We start from the raw sequence: 19701 nt of genomic DNA on the forward strand, positions 1-19701 counted from the left end.
GACAGCGGCAGGATACCGGTTGAACGCAAGCGAAGTGGGCAGTCGAAGCTTCTTCACGCCCCTGTAGACGGCCCAGCCCGCGCCGCTACGACATTAATTTTGACGGGGGGCGGCAGCAGCTTGCCAGTCTGCCAGGCCAGCATGGTCCGACTCGCGAAGAGCGGCGGCGGGCGCTACTCGCCGTCAGTGCGGTGAGCGCTGGGAATACGGCGAAGTCTGGCCTGCGAGCCACGGGTCGGCGGTATCGCGACGGAACTCGAACAGTTGCTTGCGAAGCTCCGTAAGTACGGCCGCCGCGCGAGGCTCGCCGGCGAGATTGACCAGCTCGTCGGCATCGTTCTTCAAATCGTAGAGCTCCTCGGCCGGCCGCTTGAGATAGGCGGCCTGAGTGCGGCGACCCAGCCGAATGTCCGGGCGCGCACTGATTGCCTTCCAGCTGGGCGAACCTTCGACGTCGCCGGCGATGGGATAGTCGAGCGGATGCGCGAGATTGACGATGTAATTGTGCGTTCTCGTGCGCACGCTCCGCATCGGGTAGTACTGGTTGATCTCGTGAAAGTCGTGCGATGCGAAGATGCGATCCCAGCCACTCGCCCCGCTCTTGCCCAGCAGCGGTAACAACGACCGTCCAGGCAACGCACGTTCCGGCGCCGGCGCGCGCGACCAATCGAGAATGGTGGGCACGATGTCGATGAAGCTGACCATCGCATCGTTGACGGCCTGACCGGCCGCCCCGGGCGCGTGCACGATCAACGGCAGATGCAATCCTGGATCGTAGAGATTGGTCTTGGCACCCGGAAACGGACGGCCGTTATCGCTCAGATAAATGATCAGCGTGTCATCGGCGTGGCCAGCGTCTCGCAGGCCATCCAACAGCAGCCCCACGCCGGTATCCAACCGGCTCACCGATTGATAGTACTCGGCGAGGTCTCGGCGGACTTCAGGCACGTCCGGCAGATGCGAAGGCAGCGGCACGCGCGCGGGATCGTAATGCACCGGCTCGACCCGCGGCCACGCGCGATCGTTTCCATAGTTCACCGGAGCACGATGCGGATCGCTGTACGCCACCGTAACGAAGAAAGGCCGGTCCACGCCACGAATGAAGCGCAACGCCTCGTCGGCCATGAACGCGACATCGCGAATGCCGGAACGCTCCGGCGCCAGCTCCGCGTCATAGACGAACGCACTGTCCGGTCGAACGTGCTTCTTGCCGACCAGTGCGGTCGCGTAGCCCGCGCGTTTCATCATCAATGGCAATGTATCGACGCCGTCGAGCAACGACTGGTTGTGCACGTCGTGCGCCAATCCATACATTCCATTGCTGTGCGAATACAAGCCGGTGTAGATCACCGACCGGCTCGGACTGCACGAGCTGACCGCTGCGAATGCCTGCGTGAAGCGCGTGCCACGACGCGCCAACGCATCGATGCGCGGAGTCGCGATGCCCGTGCCGTAACAACCCGCGTCGAGCCCCTGATCGTCAGCGATCAGCAACAAGACGTTGCGTTTTTCAGCGGACGCGGCCCGAACACGCCGCGTCGACAGCAATGTCGAGCCCAGAACTGCGCCCGCAGCCGAGGCAAGCAAAGTACGTCGTTTCATCCGCACGTCCCCCGATAGGGCAATGGCACTCAGTTAAGGGACTTTGCCGCCCTAGAATCGATAAGCCGCCGTCGCCTGATAGGAACGACCGAAGATCGAGCGGCCGATCACCGCCGCGTCGGTCGTGCCGACGATGCGCGCGTTGCCTTCGGTGAGGCCCAGCTCATTCGTGACGTTCATGCCGGTCACCTGCAGATCCACGGCGCCCATCTTCAGGCCGACCCCGAGATCCAGTGTCTCGTATTCGGGCAGCTTCTGCAGATTCTGGATATCCGAGTACCGGGCATCGACATGCGTGTAGGCCGCGAACAGCGTCAGATCGCCGATGGCCAGCGGGATGCTGTAGCTCGGCGACAGGCGCGCCTGGAAGCTCGGCTGACGAGCCACCTCGTTGCCATTCTGCACGCCACTGGGCGCGCCGTTGTGGATGCCGGTGTATTCGGCGTTGAAGTAGGTGAAATTGAAGCCGATGGACAGGCCGTCGAGCGGTTGCCACGCGCCGTCCAGCTCGGCGCCATAGGCCTCGGAGCCGGCGACTGCCACCAGATTGCTGATCGCGCCGGTGACCGAGTCGACGATCTGTTGGGTGTAGGTCTGACCCAGGAATTCGTTGTAGAACAGCGTGAGATTCACATCCAGGGTATCGAACGCGGTCTTCAAGCCGAGCTCGTACTGGTCGACCTCCTGCACCACGCGCGAGCCTACGCGCACTTCATCGAACGTCGGAAAACGATAGCCCGAGTTGACGCGCACGAACGTGCTCAGCTCCGGCGCGAGCCGGTAGTTGGCGCCGAACGTGAACGACGTCTTGGCGTCGTCGTACGTGAAGTACTGGCTGGTGCCGTTCTGCACCGACACCGAGTTGTTATAGAACGTGAGCAGATTGCCATCGAGGTTGCGATTGGTCGCGAGCCCGACCGTGCCGTCGGTCTTGTAGTCCTCGTGGCGCACGCCGCCATCGACGCGCAGCCGATCGGTGATCTGCCATTCGTCGGCCAGGAAGAACGCCAGGTTGCGGCCGTCGAAGTCGTCCACGAAATGATTGGTCGCATAACCGGTGAAGCCGTCCTTGGTGATGAGCACGCCGTTGTTCAAGGCAACGTCGATGCGACGCGCGTGCTTCTCGAAGGCCAGCAACGCGTTGTTGCCCTGGTACCAGAGGTCCTGGATGGAGTGATAGGCGAAGTAGTTGCCCGCCGTCAGGGTGTGTGCGCCGAACGTGCGGCTGACGCGAAAATCGTTGCTGACCGTTTCGATGTCTTTGTCGACATACCAGAAACCGGCGACGATCACCGGCGTGTTCATGTCGGTGATGGCGGCGCCGCTGGTGGTATAGCGCGCCGATCCTGCGGTGGCGGCACCACCCGCGGCGGCGACAACCGGAGCAGTGCCATTCACGGCGGCGATGCGACCGTTGATATAAGAACCCAGCGTCAACGGCACCGCGCTGGTGAAGATCGCGCGAGTATCGGCGGTGCCATCGAGATAGCCCAGACGATCGGTGATCTCCCACTCGCCCACATTGAAATCGAAACTCACCCCGAACTGCTTCAGGTCGACGGTGCGTCCATCGCTGAAGTCGGTCGACAGCGTGCTGGGCGTGGCACCGGGACCGATCTCGAATTGCAGCCGGGTGGTATCCGGTCCGGCCAGCGTGTCCTTGCGCTGATCGAAGAACGGATACACGTCCAGATCGCGGCCATTGTTGGTCGACAGCAGCGGCGCGCCCGAGAAAAAGATATTGGAATCCTTCACGGCCCGGCCGGAGAACGTGATCTCGCCGCTGTCCCAGCGACGCGTCAGTGTGGCGCTGAGCTGCCCGCCCTTGTCGGCCGTGAAATCCGGATCGCGAACGCCATCGCTTTCCCGATAGAAGCCGCCGACCGTGCCATACCAGCCTTCGGCGAGCTTGCCGCCGAGGAAGCCGTCGAAACGATACAGCCCTTCGGCCCCCAGTGTGATGCGGCCGCTGCCCTCGGGCACATCGCCGCCCTTCTTCTGGATGAAGTTGAGCGTGATGCCGGGCTGGCCGCTGGAGAACAGCGGGCTCGGCCCACCACGCAACACCTCGACGCGCTCCACCGTATCGTCGACACGAAACAGGCTGTAGCCCTCGATGAAGCTCAACGTCATCGGCGGCAGCAACGTCGTGCCATCCAGCTCGACGGATGAGAACTGGCCACCGCCATTCATTGGAAAGCCGCGAACGTTGACTCGCAAGCCCGCCACGCCGCCGCTGGATTCCACGTAAGTGCCCGGAACATTCTTCAGCACGTCCGCGGTGCTGAGCGGAGCGATCTGGTGCAGGCTGTCCGCGGTGATGGAGTTGATCGAAAAGCCCGCATCGAGTCGATGCAAACCGCTGGCTCGCGCCGTACCGGTGACCACGACTTCCTCGAGTGCCCCTGGAGTCGCATTGGTCGGCGTCTGCGATCCAGTCGCTGTGGATTCCACCTGTGCGAGTCGCAAACGTTCGCGCACCGGCTGCTGAGGAAGGGCGACGGAAGCGCCAGTCTGAGTGACCGCTGGTGCGACTGGCGCCGCGTGGGGAGCGGCCGGTGTGCTCACCGGAAAGATCGTGACCGTGCTGTTATCGAGCAGGCGGTAGGTGAGCCCGGTTCCTCGCAGCATCTGGCTCAACGCTTCCTCGATGGTCACTTTGCCGGACACGCCGGCGGTCCGCACGTCGAGCACGTCGTCGGACGCGAAGATCACTTGCACATCGCACTCGTGCGCGAAGCTCTGCAAAGCGGGGCCCAGGCCCTGCGCCGGAATACTGACATCCCTGCGCACCGAACCGGCGGCTTCCTGAGCCACCGACAAACCGGCGATCGACAGGCACAAGGCCGTCGTGGCGAGCACATTACGCATCCAGAATCCCCCGTTCGCACTGAACCAAGTGAGCACCGTCGTCATGGGCGGCGCATTCTTGATGAGTAAGAGTGAACGCGGAATCGAAAAGGAAACCATCGTAGAGAAATATTTGCAGCCGGCACGCGCGCGTCGACGCGGAAGTAACATTCCGGTCACGGAGTGTCGGAGCGTGGCCGCCGCGAGAGATGGATCTGGCCGTCGGCGGTCGTTGCCGTCACATCGAAGCGCTGCTGCAGGAACTGCACCAGATAGTCGACACCGCTCGATGCGAACACGCCGCTGATACGAATCTCATCGAGAGCGGCGTCATCAAGGATCAGCCGTTGACGGCTGTAACGGTTGAACTCCGCCGCCACTTCGGACAGCGGCGCGGCATCGAACATGAGTTTCTTCTGGGTCCAGGCAACGGTTGCCTCGACGTTGGTCGGCTGCGGTGGGAGGATCGCGGTTGGCGTGACGACGATCTGTTCGCCGGCGGATAACAACGCCGGCGTGGACACTCGCGCGGTGTCTCCGGATACGGCGACCCGGCCTTCCAGCACAGTGACCACCGTTCCGGCGCTCTTGCGATAGACGTCGAATTGCGTACCCACCGCGCGCACGCGGGTCTTGCCGCTGACGACGACGAACGGCCGCGCCGGATTCTTCGCCACTTCGAACAATGCCTGGCCGTCGATCAGTTCGACGGTGCGCACCTGCTCGCTGAACGACACGCGCAGCCGCGATTGCGAATTGAGCTGCACCACCGAGCCGTCGGCCAGCGTGATGCTCCGCTGTTCACCCGTCTCCGTTACATAGGTCAAACCCCGGTCGACACGCGTCCACACCGCGAAGCCGATGATCGCGCTCAATAACGACACGCACGCGGCAACGGCAAACCGGCGCCCCACGCGACGCGCCGGAATCTGCGGCGGTGGAACAGATACATTGGGTACAGCATTCGGCACGACAACGGGCGTGCGTGCTTCCGCTTGGCGCAACGGAATGACATTGCCTTCGCTGGCGATCTGCCGGGCCAGCGCTTCCAGCTCCGCCGCGTCGAGCTTCAGCAGCTCGGCATCTTCCCAAAGCGCTGCCACCTGCAAGTAAGCGCGCACGTGAATCGGTGAAGTACGCAGCCATTCATTGAAGCTCGCCAGCTGGTCCGGCTCGACGTCGCCCACGCTGAAATCGACGAACCAGGCGGCGGCCTCTTCGGCGACTTGTTTGTTGAATCCGGAATCGCGCGCGCCCATCACTCTCCCTCCGCCAGCCGTTGCTGGCAGAACGCGAGTGCCTTCACCAGATATTTCTTGGCCATCACGCGTGACACGCCGAGCCGTGCGCCGATCTGTTCCAGCGTCGCGCCTTCGCAGCGATACATCAGCAGTGTCATATAGGCGCGAGGCGACTCCTCGTGCAGGGCCGCGCCCAGCTTCTCGAAGCGGTCTTCCAGCTCCGCCTCCTCGGCGGGATCGCCGGCCAGGAACGAATCCAGATCCGCGACCATGTCGGCCGGCAAAGTGCTGGTCGGCCGGTTCGAAGAACGCAACGTATGTTGATGCAGGACATGCAACGCCACGGTGTAGAGATACGCCTGCGGATTGCGGATGGACTCATGGTCCTTAATCCGCAGCAGCCGCAGAAACACCTCCTGCACCAGGTCCGGCACATCGGCCGCGGCATTGCGCAGTCGGTTGGACAGGAACCGGCGCAGCTGGCGGCCATGCGACTGCTCCATTCCCGAAACGAAGGCTGGTGTACTGGTCACTCGATGAATCCACTCAGGGCCCACCCGCAACCGTTGCGCATGGACACCCTATTGGCATTAGAGCGTGCGACCGGGTCAAAAGGAAACCGCCGGCAAAAAAAGATTGCCGTTGACGACGCGCCGGCGGCCGATGCAACGTAATCGCATGTCGAAACCCGCCTGCCTCGCCGCCGGTCTCAGCGTTTTTCTGCTCTCCAGTCCGTGGCTTGCAGCGCTCGCCGCGCCCCCGCCCGGGACCGTCCCGATGCCGGCTTTCGAGCTGCCGCCGTCCAACTACATGAGCGCCGAGGCGCGGGCCGTGCTCCAGCAATCGCTGGACCATCCCGATCCGGCATTCGGCTCGGACGTTGCCGCCGCCCGCGCCTTCTATGGACGTTTCAACGACGACCGTCTCGCCGAGATGCGGCGTCGATATGCCGTCGAGGTCCGACGCGAACCGCTTGGCGGCGTGACCGTGGACCGGGTGATTCCCGCTTCCGGAATCGCGCCGTCGAACCGGCGCCGCGTCCTGATCAACGTACACGGCGGAGCGTTCATGTGGGGCTCGGGCAGTGGCGCGCTGGTCGAGGCCATTCCCATCGCCGCCGTCGGCGGTATCGAAGTGGTCACAGTGGATTATCGACTGGCGCCGGAGCATCGCTTTCCGGCGGCGTCGGAAGATGTCGCGGCGGTCTATCGCGCCCTGCTGAAAACTCACCCTGCCGCGAACATTGGCGTCTATGGCTGTTCGGCCGGCGGCATCATCACTGCGCAAGCCATGGCGTGGTTCGATGCCAACCGGTTGCCGATGCCCGGCGCGATCGGCACCTTTTGTGGGACGGGCTCACCGTATGGCGGCGATAGCGCGGTTCTTTCAGCGGCCTTCAGCGGACGGGCTCCAACCGCGCCCACAGATACGCTGCCGACCCTATACATGAGCGGCGTCGAAGCCACCAACGTGCTCGGTTATCCGCTCACCTCGCCAGCGTTGCTCGCGAAGTTTCCACCCACCTTGCATCTAGCCGGCAGCCGCGACTTCGCCGCCAGTGCGCTGACGCTGTCTCATCGCAAGTTGCTGGCCCGAGGCGTCGACAGTCAGCTGGTGCTGTTCGACGGCCTCGGCCACGCGTTCTTCATGCGCCCCGACCTGCCGGAATCGCAAGAAGCCTACGCCATCATCTGGCGCTTCTTCGATGCGCGGCTCGCCCGACGCTAGCGACCCATGACGTCCTTCAGCGATATTCCCATCACGTTGTCGCGAAAATCGTCGCGCAGCCAGAACGCTTTGAAGCCGTTGCGGGCCCCATTGAATTCACCATAGTTGTCGCCGTTGGCATCGCCCGGCTTCTCATCCTCGCCGTAGGTGTACACCGGCCGATCGCGATAAGCCCACACCGAAATCGCACCGCTCTCACCTTGCCGGGCGCGGGTGCCCGTGGCCGGATCGATATCGATCACCGACCACAGTGCGCTGTCCGCGGTCGCGCCAGGCCGCGCTTTCACATACGGGAACGTTTCCTGACACACCTTCGCATCGAAGTTCCCGCAGATGGCGAGACGATACTGTTGCGGCGACTCCGGGTGATCGCACGATTGCTGATCGAGCGCGTCGTCATTGCAGTGATACAGATAAATGGTCTTGCCGTTGGCATCCGCCAGCACCTGACCGATGCGCGAATCCTGAATCGTGAATTCGGACGGCGGCAGATGGGCACGCTGAGTAAATACATTGTGCCAACCGGGATTGTCGCTGCCGGTCATGCTGCGCGTTCGTTTCTCCAGGCGATAGGTGTAGAGCGGCTTGCCACGGAACGCCCATTGCCGGATACCGGGGGCGCGATCGACGATGCTCCATTCGCCGTGACGCTTCGCGAGCTGAGGCGCGGTCACCGGCGCCCAATCTCTCAGGCACTCCGCCGTGCAATTGGATTGGTTCGGACCGTCGGCATCGGAGCTGTAAACCGAATATCCCTTGCTCGTGATCAACAGATGACCGGTGCGAATCGGCGCGACTTCCAGTTCCGGTGGCACATCGGAGGGCGGCCCGATGGGAAAGCGCGCAGCACCTTGCTCACCCACGATCATGGATTTGGTGCCGCCGAGCACATCGCCCGGCTTGCGATCGCGATCCGATGTGTACAGCGGCAGGCCTTCGTAGGCCCACTGCGACTCGCCGTTCTTGCGCTTGATGACGGTCCACTTGCCGACCGGCCTGGCATCGGCGGGCGCCAGTTTCGGCTTCCACAACTGGTCGCAGCCACGCCGCTTGTCCAGATCCGGCAACAGAAAGCCCGGTGGATACGGGCTCATCAGGCCCGATGTTTCGTTGTAAATCGTATCGCCGCAGGTGGAGACGCCGCTGTTGCGCCGATCGCCGAGATTGCCATTTCGCAATTGCTGCTGCGGCCAGATGTAAAGAGTCATGCCCTTCTCGTCCGCGAACACCGGCCCTTCCAGTTCCGTCGGCATGATCTGGATGCCCGGCGGGAGTTGCAGCGAGACCGACGCTTCACGCTGCTGGTCGGTTCGCGAATTCCAGAACGGCTCCGCCGGCAGCGCCGCCCGGCTCAGCTCGGCGCTGGCCAGCAAGACCATTCCAAAAGTCAGCGCGCCGGCGCGCAATCCTGGCAGTGAACAGCGCTCTGGCGCATGAACGCCGCGCTCCGATTTATATGAATTGAGCACGTGAACCTTCGTTGGATCCCCCGACCCGGTCACGATAGCTCAAGGCGTTGAAACTGCAACTCACTCCAGCCGCGCTGCCGCCGGCATCCAAAAGAGCCTCATCTGGCGAATGATTCATGCATCCGACGCCAGCGCCGATACTGCTCGGCCCTGGCGGCATCCGCATCTTCCCTGCCCAGCAGCCAGAAATCGAGCCAGTCCAGATTCTCATGGCTGCGAGCCGATTGCTCGGAATGTGGAAGATGTGAGTCTCCTGTGAGGTCGAGGTCTCGCCTCGATAGAACGTGATCTGCGTCGGCTTGCCGGCGGTGCGAAGAGCATCGAACAATTCGATCTGCGACTGATGCAGACCAGCGAGCTGCTGCAGGATGGGCCCGGCGGCCTGCGCGGCCCGGAACGTTGGCGGCGCGGCGAAGGAAACATTCAATAGCGCCAACCTTATTAAAGGTTATAGCCAGAACTGTTAACAATGAGTTCCCTATTCAAGGTTTCTCGATGCGCAAGTCCGACCTGCATCAGTCCTTGCAGTCGATGATTCGACGCGGAACAAACGCTGAACTGCGTCCGTGCATATACGCTCGGCGTCGCTCGCATAAGACACGCGGCACGCGCAAGCACGCTACCGTGTGGCGTGTCGCTCATCTCCTGCTCGGTCAGCCCGTGGTTACCGTAACGGCCCTGGTCGAACGCATGAACGTCACATTTCCAGCCGTCAACGCAGCCATTGCGACACTCGTCGACCTGGACATCGTGCGCCCCCAGGGACAGCAGCGACGCAACCGCGCGTTTCACGCGCACGAGGTCATGAATCTCCTCTACACCGGAATCGATGCCGTGTTGGAGGACGTCGCAACGCTGCGCAACTATCGGAGCTGACGTGATAGCCGGACTGACTGAGCTCTCGGCATTCAGCCGAGAGCTCAGCGCTGCACAGATCAGCGGCCGCCGAACGACACCTTCACGCCGCCATAGTAGAAGCGCCCGACCGGGCTGACCGGGTAGATGGTGGTGTAGTCGGGGCGTTCGTCCGTCAGGTTGTTCACACCTGCGTAGATGCGATAGCCGCCGGCGAAATCGTACGAGGCCGAGAGGTCGTGCGTTGCACGCGCGTCGTAGTAGATGTTCGAGCGCGAGGCCTGATCGGGATTGCCGGCCAGGGTCTGCAGCGAATAACGCGTGGTCTTGCTGAAGTAGTTGTAACCGTAGTTCACGGTCAGGCCGTGATACTCCCAGGTCGTGTCGAACACGGTCGTCCACTTCGGCGCGTAGGTGCCGCTGCTCAGATCGGCGGTGGTGCGCTGGTCGATCTGTTCGGCCCCCAGGGTCGGGATGGTGGTCAGGCGGTCGAGCCGGCTGCCGACCAGCGAGAACGCGAACGTGCCGATATCCGCATCCATGCCGAGCCGCACCGGATCGAGCCGATAGTCGATGTTGAAATCGATGCCGCGAGTCCGGAACGACGCGACGTTCTCCGGCTGCACCACGAACGTGCTGATGGCGCCGGAGCCGGCGGTACGGGTCAGCGAGTCGCAGAAGACATTGTCGATGCTGGGCTGGTCGACGCAATTGTCGGCGACATCCTGAGCGTCGGCGGTGTTGATGGCTTGTTTGATGTTGATGTCGTAGTAGTCGATCGACACCGCCAGGCCGTCAACGAACCGCGGCCGGAACACCGCGCCGAAGGTGTAGGTGCGCGCGGTCTCCTCGCTCAAGCTCGCATTGCCGGTGGACATGCCGGGGATGGTCGCGGAGTTCGGATCTGTGAACGCCCCCGGATTTGCCACGCCCAGCGCGGACAGGATGGCCTGGCAGTTCGCGACACGATAGCTGCTGCCGTTGGCCAGATTGGCCGTATCGCAAGGATCCAGGATGGACTCGAACGTCTGACTCTGGGGACTGAACAGCTCGGCGATATTGGGAGCACGCACCGATTCGGCGATGGTGCCGCGGAAGCTCACATCCCGCACCGGCACCCACAACAGGCCGGTATTCCAGGTGGTCGTGCTGCCCACCGTCGAGTAGTCGGACACCCGCACCGCACCGGAAACCTGCAGCCGCTCGACGAACGGTTTGTCGGCGAGCACCGGAATACGAACTTCGGCGAACGCCTCCTTCACGTCGAAGTCGCCATCGGTCGGCAGGATGACGTTGCCGAACGTCTGCCCCAACTGATCCGCCAGCGGCGGATTGGAACGGCTGCCCTCGCGGCGCCATTCCACGCCCATCACGGCGTCGATGTCACCCGCGGGCAAGGAGATGCCCGGTACCGGGCCGGACACGAAGGCGTTGAAAACATTCTGGGTCAATCGCGACGTGGTCTTGTTGTTGAGCATGACCCAGGCCAGCGCGGCCGGATCGGCCACGCCTTCGCCGAAGATGTTCAACGGCCGGCAACCGCTGTTGGCGCCGGGAGTGAAAGACAACGGCCCGGAGAAGTCGAAACCCTGCGCCGGCTGATACGGCAAGGCGCTCGGATCCAGATTGGAACGACACGTCGCCTGCCCGGTGAGCGGATCGGTCACCACGTCGATCGCCGCGAAGAACCGGTCGTTGTAGCGGTTGTTCAAGGCAAGCGAATCGATGTCGGACTGGCCGTAGGTATACGACACTTCGTAGTGATAGCGACTCCAGACATCGCCGTTCACGCCGGTCACGAAGCGCATCGTGTCGCGCGTGACTTCTTCGCCGCGCACCCCGAGGTCGAAATTGTCGCGACTCACCAGCACGCCGTCGGGTGCCGTCGGGTCCTCGAAGCTATCTGCCATCGCGCCCGGAACGACTCGCGCCGCCACGGCAGCCGGCAGATACGGGTTATCCGCATGCTCGAACAGGTAGAAGTCGAAGGTCGGCTGGCCATACGCGGTGGCTTTACCGTGCACGAACTTCGCTTCGCCGAAGAAATTCACCGCATCGCTGACCTGGAAGTGACCGAAGACGCTCGCCACCGTCGTCTTGGCCTCCGGCAGCAGATCGCCGATGTAGTCCGAGAGCGGCGTGCCGCTGCCGCCCTGCGAATAGTACGGTGAGACGAATCGGGGAATCTCATAGTCGCTGCCATCCGGCAGGGTATCGGGCGTGAAGTCGATATCGGTGTCGATGGCACCGGCGCGGGCGCTGTCGAAAAAGCGGATGTCGTTGAGCGGCACTTCGTCCGGGATGCTCGGATCGTCGCCCGGATCGTCCGGATTGCGCCTCATGGTCGTATAGTTGGCGCCGCGCAGGTAACTGCGATCGCTGGCCCGCAAGCGACCACGATCCGTGTGCTGGATGGAGCCGGAGATGTTGCCCCGGCCATCGGCGAAGTTCAGGCCGCCCGTCAAGGTCGCGAGCACGTCGTTCGCGCCGCCGGCCTCGCTGCCACCGTACTGCACGCGCCCGACCAGGCCTTCGAAGTTCTTCTTCATCACGAAGTTCACCACGCCGGACACGGCGTCGGCACCGTACACCGCCGATACGCCGCCAGTGACGATGTCCACCCGCTCGATCAAGTCCATCGGGATGGTGTTGATGTCGACCGCGGCGGTTTCCGGCAACTGCGCCACGTGGCGCCGTCCGTCCACCAGCACCAGGGTGCGCGCCTCGCCGAGATTGCGCAGGTTCAGCAGGTTCAGGCCGGTGCTGCCGATGTAGCCCTGCGAACCGGTGTTGGTCAGATCGTCCTCGGAAGACAGCAACGCCGGCAGGTTCCGCAGGTAGTCGGTGAGATTGGTGGTGCCCGCGCGCTCGATGCTTGCGGCCGAAATGGCCACGGTTGGGGTCGGCGCGTCGAACTCGTTCTGCTTGATGCGCGAACCCGTGACGATGACCTCGGTTACCTCGCCCTCATCCTGGGCATGCACGGGGGCCAGCCCGAACAGGCCTGCACACACCGATACAACTGCAACTCCGCGCTCCAGCCCGGTTCGATTTTTCATGTAGTGCTCCGATACGACGCGACAACCTCGGCATTGTAGCCGCTGATGTGCCCTCACTGCCGCATGGCCATTGGTTGCAGCTGCCATTTCCGTGACGCAGATTCCGAACAGGTCACATCCGCCATGGCAGGAACGGCTTAGTCTTGGCGGCATGGTCAAGGGGGCACCACTGAATCTCGCGGCAATGCCGGGTTCGCCGCAGGCGGCGGAGCTGGTGCGTGCTCAACAGGAGCTGCGGTTCAGCCCCGCAATGGAGGCGGAGTATGTCCGCACCCATCTGCTCGGCAGCCGGCTTCTCATTCGTGTGACGTGCGTCCTCGCCGCTGTGCTGTCGATTGCCCGGGCCGTCGAGCAAACGGCGGCCGGCTTCCCGGTAGGCGGCCCCGCCGCCGCACTTGCCGTCGTTACCATTGCTTCGGTGCTACTGGCGTCCCTGGCGTGGAGCTCGGCTTTCGAGCGCCACTTTCTACCCGTGGCCCGTGTAATCGTTCCAATCAGGAACGTGGTCGTGGCCGGTTGCATCACCGCCGCCGCCGCCGAGGGTCAGCGTGAAATGCTGATGATCCTGCCGGTGCTGTTGTTCGGCCCCTTCTTCTTTTTGGGGTTGAGCTACCGGACGGCGCTGTTCACGGGCGTACTGACAGCGGTTTCCTTTGTCGTTCACGCCACGCTCGCCGGGCTCGCGCTGCCCGTAGCCCTGCGCGCCATCACCTTCCTGCTCATCGCCCTGGCGGGCTGTGCCCTCGCCGCCCGGCATCTGGAACGACTGTCACGCACCACCTTTCTGGAAACCCGCCTGATTTCGCAGCTGGCTCAACACGACACGCTGACCGGTACCAAGAACCGCCGCGTTTTCGACGAGCACCTGGCGCGCCTCTGGCCGCAGGCTGTCACGGAAGGGCGCACGATCGCCATCGTGTTGATCGACGTCGACCATTTCAAAGCCTACAACGATTGTTACGGACACCAGGCAGGCGACGTGACCCTGCGGCGGATCGCCGAATGTCTGCAGTCGCTCGTGCGGGGTCCGCTCGATGTGTTGTCCCGTTATGGCGGTGAAGAGTTCGTCGCCATGCTCTACGACGTCGACACCGATCAGGCCGTGGCCCTCGCCGATCGCGTGCGCCGCGGCGTCCACGAACTGGGGATGGAGCATCGCGGCTCTCGCACGTCCGCGACCATCACCATCAGCGTCGGCGTCGCCGTCATCGAACCGTCCGCCGCAAGAACCCCTCGCGGCGCCCTGCAACTCGCCGACCAAGCGCTCTACGCAGCGAAGGTCGGCGGCAGGAATCGCGTTCGAGTGATGAACGAGACCGACTACGGAATGCTCGTGACCGGCGTGTTCGACAAGCAACCCGGCGCGGCCAGGGCTTAGTCCTTCGCGAAGCCGTCGAACCAGTCGAAGACCCGCTGCCACATGTCGCGGATGTTGGCCGGGCTCTCGAGCACATGCCCCTCGCCCCAGTAGCGAACGAAGCGGGCGCGCTTTCCTTGCCGATAGAGCGACATGAAAAACTCCTCGCCCTGTTGCAGCGCGACGTAGTCCATGTCGCCCTGGACGATCATCAGCGGCGTCTCGACCCGATCCACGAAAAACACCGGGCTGTTGCGAATGTATCGGCCGAGGTCCTGCCAGGGCGGGCTGCCCATGCGGATCTGCGCCGACTCGGTCAATGCCGCCTGAAACAAATGCTCGTGGGGATACTCGGTGTAGCGCATGCGAGCGTCGAACTGCCCGTACAGACTGATGAGGTTGGACAATCCCGCGAACGAGACCGCGGCGGTGAACCGTTTGGTCTGCGTCACCAGTCCGTAGGTGGAGAAGCCGCCGAAGCTCTGGCCAGCAAGAAACAAACGCTTCGGATCGGCGATGCCCAGCTCGACGACCTTGTCGACGGCCGGCAACACGCCGTTCGGCAGCGCCAGCATCGGATCGTCCGTCATCCCTTCCGGCTTCAGCGGCATGCTCGGCAGCAGGACGACGTAGCCATGCGCCGCCGGAATCTGCATGTTCAGCGAGCTCGCATAGGCGATGCTCTGATGGAACGGTGGTTCGGGCCGCGCCACCGAGCCCGCGTAGACCCAGGTCAACAGGGGATATTTCTTTCCCGGCTGGTAACCGGGCGGCAGAATCATCCACGCTTTGAGCGGCTGACCGTCGAGGGCCGTGTACTCGATGGATTTGAATTCGCCTTCGTCGATACCGCGCAGGAAGGTATTGGTTGCGATGAGCGCATCGGCAGCTCGTTCCCCGGCGGGTTTGCGCCACGCAAACGTGCCCTGCCTGTCGTTCGAGGAATAGATGGCGCTGCCGGTCCTCGGCTCGAAAGACACCAGCGCCGCCGAGGGTGCGGGCTTTTGCAGCGACGACACCGCTCGCGATTTCAGATCGAGCAGATGGAACTCATGGGTCGCATCGGCGCGAACGTCCAGCACGACCTTGCCATACGTCCGCCCCGGCCGCGGTACCTCGTCGTTGCCAAAGATGCTGGATGACGGCCAGGCCAATTGCACGATCGCGGGCTCGAAGGTGTCCGTGAGATTCTCCACTGCGCTTCGATCCAGCCGGATGCGCCACAACTCACCGTCCGCCAGACCGACGAACGTTTTTCTGCCGTCCTCGGGCCACACTTCCGCCGGCGGTGTCTTCATCGTCGCCGTCAGCATCCGACCGCGACCGTCCCTGCCAATCAGCCACCAGTCGCGCCGGTCGGTCACCGCAGGCTTCTTCTGATCCTGGCGCATCACGCCTTTCGCGATGAGCTCGCCCTGCGCCGTCCATTCCAGCTGCGGCAGCAAACGAATGACCGGATTCAGATCCAGCTTGCCCAACTCAACCCGGGTCACGGCGCCGGTCCGCGCGTTCACACGGAATAATGCTGGAGCATCTTCACGCGACGCTTCGAAGCTGAGGAATGCGAGCTCGACGCCGTCCGGCGACCAACGCAACGACTCGACGATCACATCCGTCGGCAAGGCTCTACTCAGTGCAACCGGACTGCCACTCAACGTCCGCAGCTCCACCGTGTGACTTCCACTCGCACCGAACGGCAGCGGTTCATCGGCCTTTGGCGTGAACATGCTCACCTGGCGACCATAAGCAACGTACTGGCGTGACGGTGCGAGCCGCCAGCCGCGCGTCGGCCCCGACGTGACCACCCGACTCGAGCCATCCGTCACATCGATCAACAACAGCTCGCCGTTCGGCCGCTTGCTCAGGTCGGGCGTCACGCCGCTGTCCAGCACGCTGCTGGTAGCTTCCACCCCCTTCTCGGTCTTGGGCCACGCAGCTCGCGCGATCTGAGTCGACTGTAGTTCCGCTCGCATTCCCAGCGGCTGCTCACCCTCCGCCAGCACCGGGCACAACACATGACGCTCGTCGACCCAGATCAGCGGCCGCTCACGAATGTCCTGCAGATCGACGCCGCGCGACGTCAGTTGCTTGAACTCGCCGGTGTCACGCTGCCACACCCACAACGTGACGTTGTCACCGGTCTTGGTCGACATCATCGTCAGCCGCTTGCCATCCGGCGACCATTGAGGCGCCCACCAGCCCGCGCCATCCTGATCGCCGCGCGTCACCGGGACGGGCGCGGCACCCGGCGCGGGCTGCAACCAGACATCGGCGCCGTTGCTGCCCCACAGATATTCCCATTTGTGATTGGTCCACGACTTCTTGGCACGCACCCGGGTGAATGCCAACGCGCCGCCGTCAGGCGCGAAGTCATAAGGTCCGCCGTAGTACCGGCCGATATCCTCCAACTCGAACAGATCGTCGACTTGCATCGGGCGAAGCGTGCCGTCGGCCGCCGCGATCGACGCGGAACAAACCCCAATGCAAGCAGCTACGAGCGCCAGCGCCCGTGGGAACGAAGCAGCCATGGAAAACTCTCTCCAGCGGTTGAATCAGAACGACTTGCGGACGCTCAGGTGATAGGTGGCCTGGCGTGGCGAGCTCAGCGTGGCGTCGAAGCCGAAGTTGCCCGAATAGGTGACCGGGGCGTAGAAGTACGGCGGTTCGCGATCGAACACGTTGATCACGCCGGCCGAGATGCGCACCTGCTCCGGCAATCGATACGACAGGTGCACGTCGAACTCCTTGATCGCATCGATCTTGCGTGCCGGATTGAACACGCCATAGCCCGTGATCGAATACGAGTGCACGTAACGGAATGTCACCCCGGCATCCAGAGCGCCGCGCGTCAGGAACAAGGAAGACAGTCCCTGCCACTTCTTGGGATACGTGTACTCACCGAGGCGGTGCACGACACCCTGGCCGGGCGCGAATGTTTCATCGAACTTCAGCGTATGAGTGCCCAGCACCGAGAAGTTGAACTTGCCCAGCCAGGTGTCCCAGCCATAGTTCACATCGAAGTCCAGGCCCGACACCTTGGCCCCGGCGAGGTTCACATAGCCCAGGCTGATCGCGGAGATCGGTCCCGCCCAGCCTTGGGCGATATCCTGCGCACTGGGCGCTGCGCGCGTCACGTATCGACCGAAGGCATCGCCATACTGCAACGCCTGCTCAGGAAACAGATAAGCAAACTTGTCCTGGTAGTCGATGCGATAGTAGTCGACCGAGGCGGACAGGCCGTGCAGCATGCCAGCAGGCTCGAACAGCAGGCCGGCGCTGAAGTTCTCCGATGTTTCCGGACGCAACTCCAATGCGGCGTACTCATAGGTCGTGAAGCTCGACATCTGATTGCCGCGCAAAGGATCGATCGCGGAACGGACGAATGTCAGAGGTGCACTGCCGGCTTCATTCGCGGTCGGCGCCCGGAACGACGTACCGATCGATGCTCGCACCATGAACGACGGCACGATCTGCCAACGCAGCCCCACACGCGGATCGGTGGTTTCGCCGTAACGCCCGAGATCTTCGTAACGAGCCGCCAGCGACAGCTCGAGGCTCGAGACCAGTGGCACATCCTGACGCGGCGTGATGAGCGGCACATCGACTTCGGCGAACAGCGATTTGGTCGTTCGAGTCTGCGCCTGAAGCACGCCCCTGAACGCGTCCGACGCGTTGCTCACATAGGCCTGCTCGTACTCGTCGCGCCGATACTCGCTGCCGATCGCCGCTTGCACCGGATTGCCGAACAGACTGAAGAGCTCGCCACGCAACGTGGCGTCGACCATGCTCAGCTTGCCCAGCCCACGGCCCAGCTCGTAGCCCTGCAGGACCGCAATCTTCGTCGCATCGTTCACCGCGCCGACCGCTGCGTCGCCAAACCAATTGAAAGCCACTGCGGGATCGGTCGACGCCGCATTCGTCGTGCCCCGGCTGGGGTGATAGGGATTGAATCCATTCTGGGTGTTCGACTCACCATAGTTGAACGCCGTCTCCCATTCCCAGCCGCCGAACCAGCGGCCACGCAATCCGCCGATGACGCCGTAGTCATCGTAGTCGTTGCTTCGTTTGCCGTCGCCATACTCCGTGACGATGTTTTTCTCGACACGAACATCCACGCCGAACGGGTTGTAGGGATTGCTCGCTGGAATCACCAGTTGACCCAGACTCACCTGCCCGGCATTTGGAATCAGCGCGTAGCTGTTGGTGTGTGAGTACGCGGTCTGACCGAACAGGGTCACCTCGTCGGTGATGCGGTAGTCGAACGAGCCGATCACGTTGATCGTGTTTCGCTCCGGAACGGTCGTCATATATGCGTTCTGATTCAGCAGATCGCGAACTCCCGCGGTTGCGTTGAAATCCGCCGCGGTCAACGCCGTGCCGTCCTGCCCTGCAGGAATCGCTGCGAACGTCGCGGGCTGACCGTTCGCAAGAAACACGCCGGGCAAGGTTTGATTCGGCATGGCGTACACCGTGCCTCGCGTTCCCGGAAACACCCGCATGTCCAGGCCACCGCGCGAACGCTGATCCGCGCTGGCGGAGAAATCGCGATCGCTGCCCATCATGGAATTCTGACGATACATTTCGACCGTCAGCAGTCCGGAGCCACGCTCTCCGGAAACGCCGCTGGTCACGGAGCCGTTGACGATGCCGCTGTCGGTATCGAACGTGTTGTTGTACGAAAGATTGATTTCCGTGCCGTCGTAGTCCTTGCGCAGGATGATGTTCACGACGCCGGCGATGGCATCGGAGCCGTAGATCGCCGACGCGCCGTCCTTCAGCACTTCGATGCGCTCGATCGCCCCCATGGGAATGGCGTTGATGTTGTAAACGTTGCCGCCATTGATACGCGAATTGCCCGACAGCGCGAAACGCCGGCCGTTGACCAGCGTCAGCGTCGCACCGTTGCCCAGGCCGCGCAGGTTGACGTTGCTCTGCCCGGTGCCGACGTTGCCGGAGTTGGAATGATCGCTGATCGAATTCGATTGTATCGGCAGCGCGTTACGAAGCGCATCGGTCAACGTGGCGGCGCCGGTGCGTTCGATCTTTTCACGCGTGATCACGACGACCGGGCTGGCGCCCTCCACTTCCGCTCGCTTCAATCGAGAGCCGGTCACGATGACTTCGCTGACCTCGGCGGTGCGCGCGGCATCCGCATCGGACGGCTTCTTTCGCAGTGTGATGATCGAGCCGTCGTCCGCGGCGATCTCGAGACCGGTACCGATCAATAAACGTCGCAATGCTTCGCGGGCATCGATCTGACCCTGCACCGGACGCGTCTTGATCCCATCGAGATCATCCGCGGGCGCAACGATCTGCACGCCCGCCTGCCGCGCGAACTCGGGAATGGATTTAACCGCCTCGCTGGCGGGAATATCGAACGCTTTTTGCTGAGCCCATGCTGCCGATGCCGAGCACAGCACCCACAGCGCCGCGACGGTACCGCCCGCCGCTCGACGACGAACCTGATGTTTCATTTCTCCCTCGCTTTTTTGTTGCCGTGAGCAGCGCCGCTCCGGCGTTGTTCGAGGGATAGATCACTG

12 protein-coding genes are annotated in these 19701 nt (G+C 63.1%); 3 read left to right on the forward strand and 9 right to left on the reverse strand.

Annotated features, from left to right (window positions below):
• Window positions 1–183: 183 nt before the first annotated feature.
• From EKO19_RS20385 to EKO19_RS20400, 4 genes are all read right to left on the reverse strand, one after another.
• The gene (locus tag EKO19_RS20385; protein ID WP_129778277.1) at window positions 184–1602 is read right to left on the reverse strand and encodes a sulfatase family protein; all 1419 of its coding nucleotides are present in this window, start codon (window positions 1600–1602) and stop codon (window positions 184–186) included.
• A gap of 51 nt (window positions 1603–1653) precedes the next feature.
• Window positions 1654–4473 (reverse strand): TonB-dependent receptor, encoded by a 2820-nt coding sequence (locus tag EKO19_RS20390; RefSeq protein ID WP_175597129.1) that lies wholly within the window; start codon window positions 4471–4473, stop codon window positions 1654–1656.
• A gap of 155 nt (window positions 4474–4628) precedes the next feature.
• Window positions 4629–5711, reverse strand: coding sequence for a FecR family protein (locus EKO19_RS20395; RefSeq protein WP_129778279.1), 1083 nt, complete (start codon window positions 5709–5711; stop codon window positions 4629–4631).
• Window positions 5711–6226 carry an RNA polymerase sigma factor gene (locus tag EKO19_RS20400; protein ID WP_129778280.1) on the reverse strand — a complete coding sequence of 172 codons (516 nt, stop codon included), beginning with the start codon at window positions 6224–6226 and terminating at the stop codon, window positions 5711–5713. Before EKO19_RS20400 ends, EKO19_RS20395 begins: the two co-directional genes overlap by 1 nt.
• 244 nt (window positions 6227–6470) lie before the next feature.
• Between EKO19_RS20400 and EKO19_RS20405 the strand changes: the two genes are divergently transcribed.
• Entirely contained in the window at window positions 6471–7421 is a 951-nt protein-coding gene (locus EKO19_RS20405) for an alpha/beta hydrolase (protein WP_217705478.1), read from the forward strand.
• Here the strand turns inward: EKO19_RS20405 and EKO19_RS20410 are convergent.
• Window positions 7418–8890 (reverse strand): COG4315 family predicted lipoprotein, encoded by a 1473-nt coding sequence (locus EKO19_RS20410; protein ID WP_217705479.1) that lies wholly within the window; start codon window positions 8888–8890, stop codon window positions 7418–7420. The two genes, EKO19_RS20405 and EKO19_RS20410, sit on opposite strands and share 4 nt — an antisense overlap.
• Window positions 8874–9317, reverse strand: a complete 444-nt coding sequence (locus tag EKO19_RS38675; protein ID WP_175597130.1) for a hypothetical protein — start codon at window positions 9315–9317, stop codon at window positions 8874–8876. The genes EKO19_RS20410 and EKO19_RS38675 overlap by 17 nt, the downstream gene beginning before the upstream one ends.
• 68 nt (window positions 9318–9385) lie before the next feature.
• Between EKO19_RS38675 and EKO19_RS20415 the strand changes: the two genes are divergently transcribed.
• Entirely contained in the window at window positions 9386–9766 is a 381-nt protein-coding gene (locus EKO19_RS20415) for a hypothetical protein (protein ID WP_129778282.1), read from the forward strand.
• 59 nt (window positions 9767–9825) lie between these two features.
• Here the strand turns inward: EKO19_RS20415 and EKO19_RS20420 are convergent, their stop codons facing one another.
• Entirely contained in the window at window positions 9826–12804 is a 2979-nt protein-coding gene (locus EKO19_RS20420) for a TonB-dependent receptor domain-containing protein (RefSeq protein WP_175597131.1), read from the reverse strand.
• A 184-nt stretch (window positions 12805–12988) separates the two neighbouring features.
• On the opposite strand from EKO19_RS20420, the gene EKO19_RS20425 reads away from it, so the two are divergent.
• A complete protein-coding gene (locus EKO19_RS20425; RefSeq protein ID WP_157995358.1) occupies window positions 12989–14182 on the forward strand; it encodes a GGDEF domain-containing protein in 1194 nt (397 codons plus the stop codon).
• Here the strand turns inward: EKO19_RS20425 and EKO19_RS20430 are convergent.
• Window positions 14179–16689, reverse strand: a complete 2511-nt coding sequence (locus EKO19_RS20430; RefSeq protein ID WP_129778285.1) for a S9 family peptidase — start codon at window positions 16687–16689, stop codon at window positions 14179–14181. The two genes, EKO19_RS20425 and EKO19_RS20430, sit on opposite strands and share 4 nt — an antisense overlap.
• Window positions 16690–16713: 24 nt before the next feature.
• A complete protein-coding gene (locus tag EKO19_RS20435) occupies window positions 16714–19635 on the reverse strand; it encodes a TonB-dependent receptor (protein WP_129778286.1) in 2922 nt (973 codons plus the stop codon).
• Between the last annotated feature and the right edge of the window lie 66 nt (window positions 19636–19701).

The sequence above is a fragment of the Peristeroidobacter soli genome (genome assembly GCF_004138485.1).
GTDB lineage: Bacteria > Pseudomonadota > Gammaproteobacteria > Steroidobacterales > Steroidobacteraceae > Steroidobacter > Steroidobacter soli.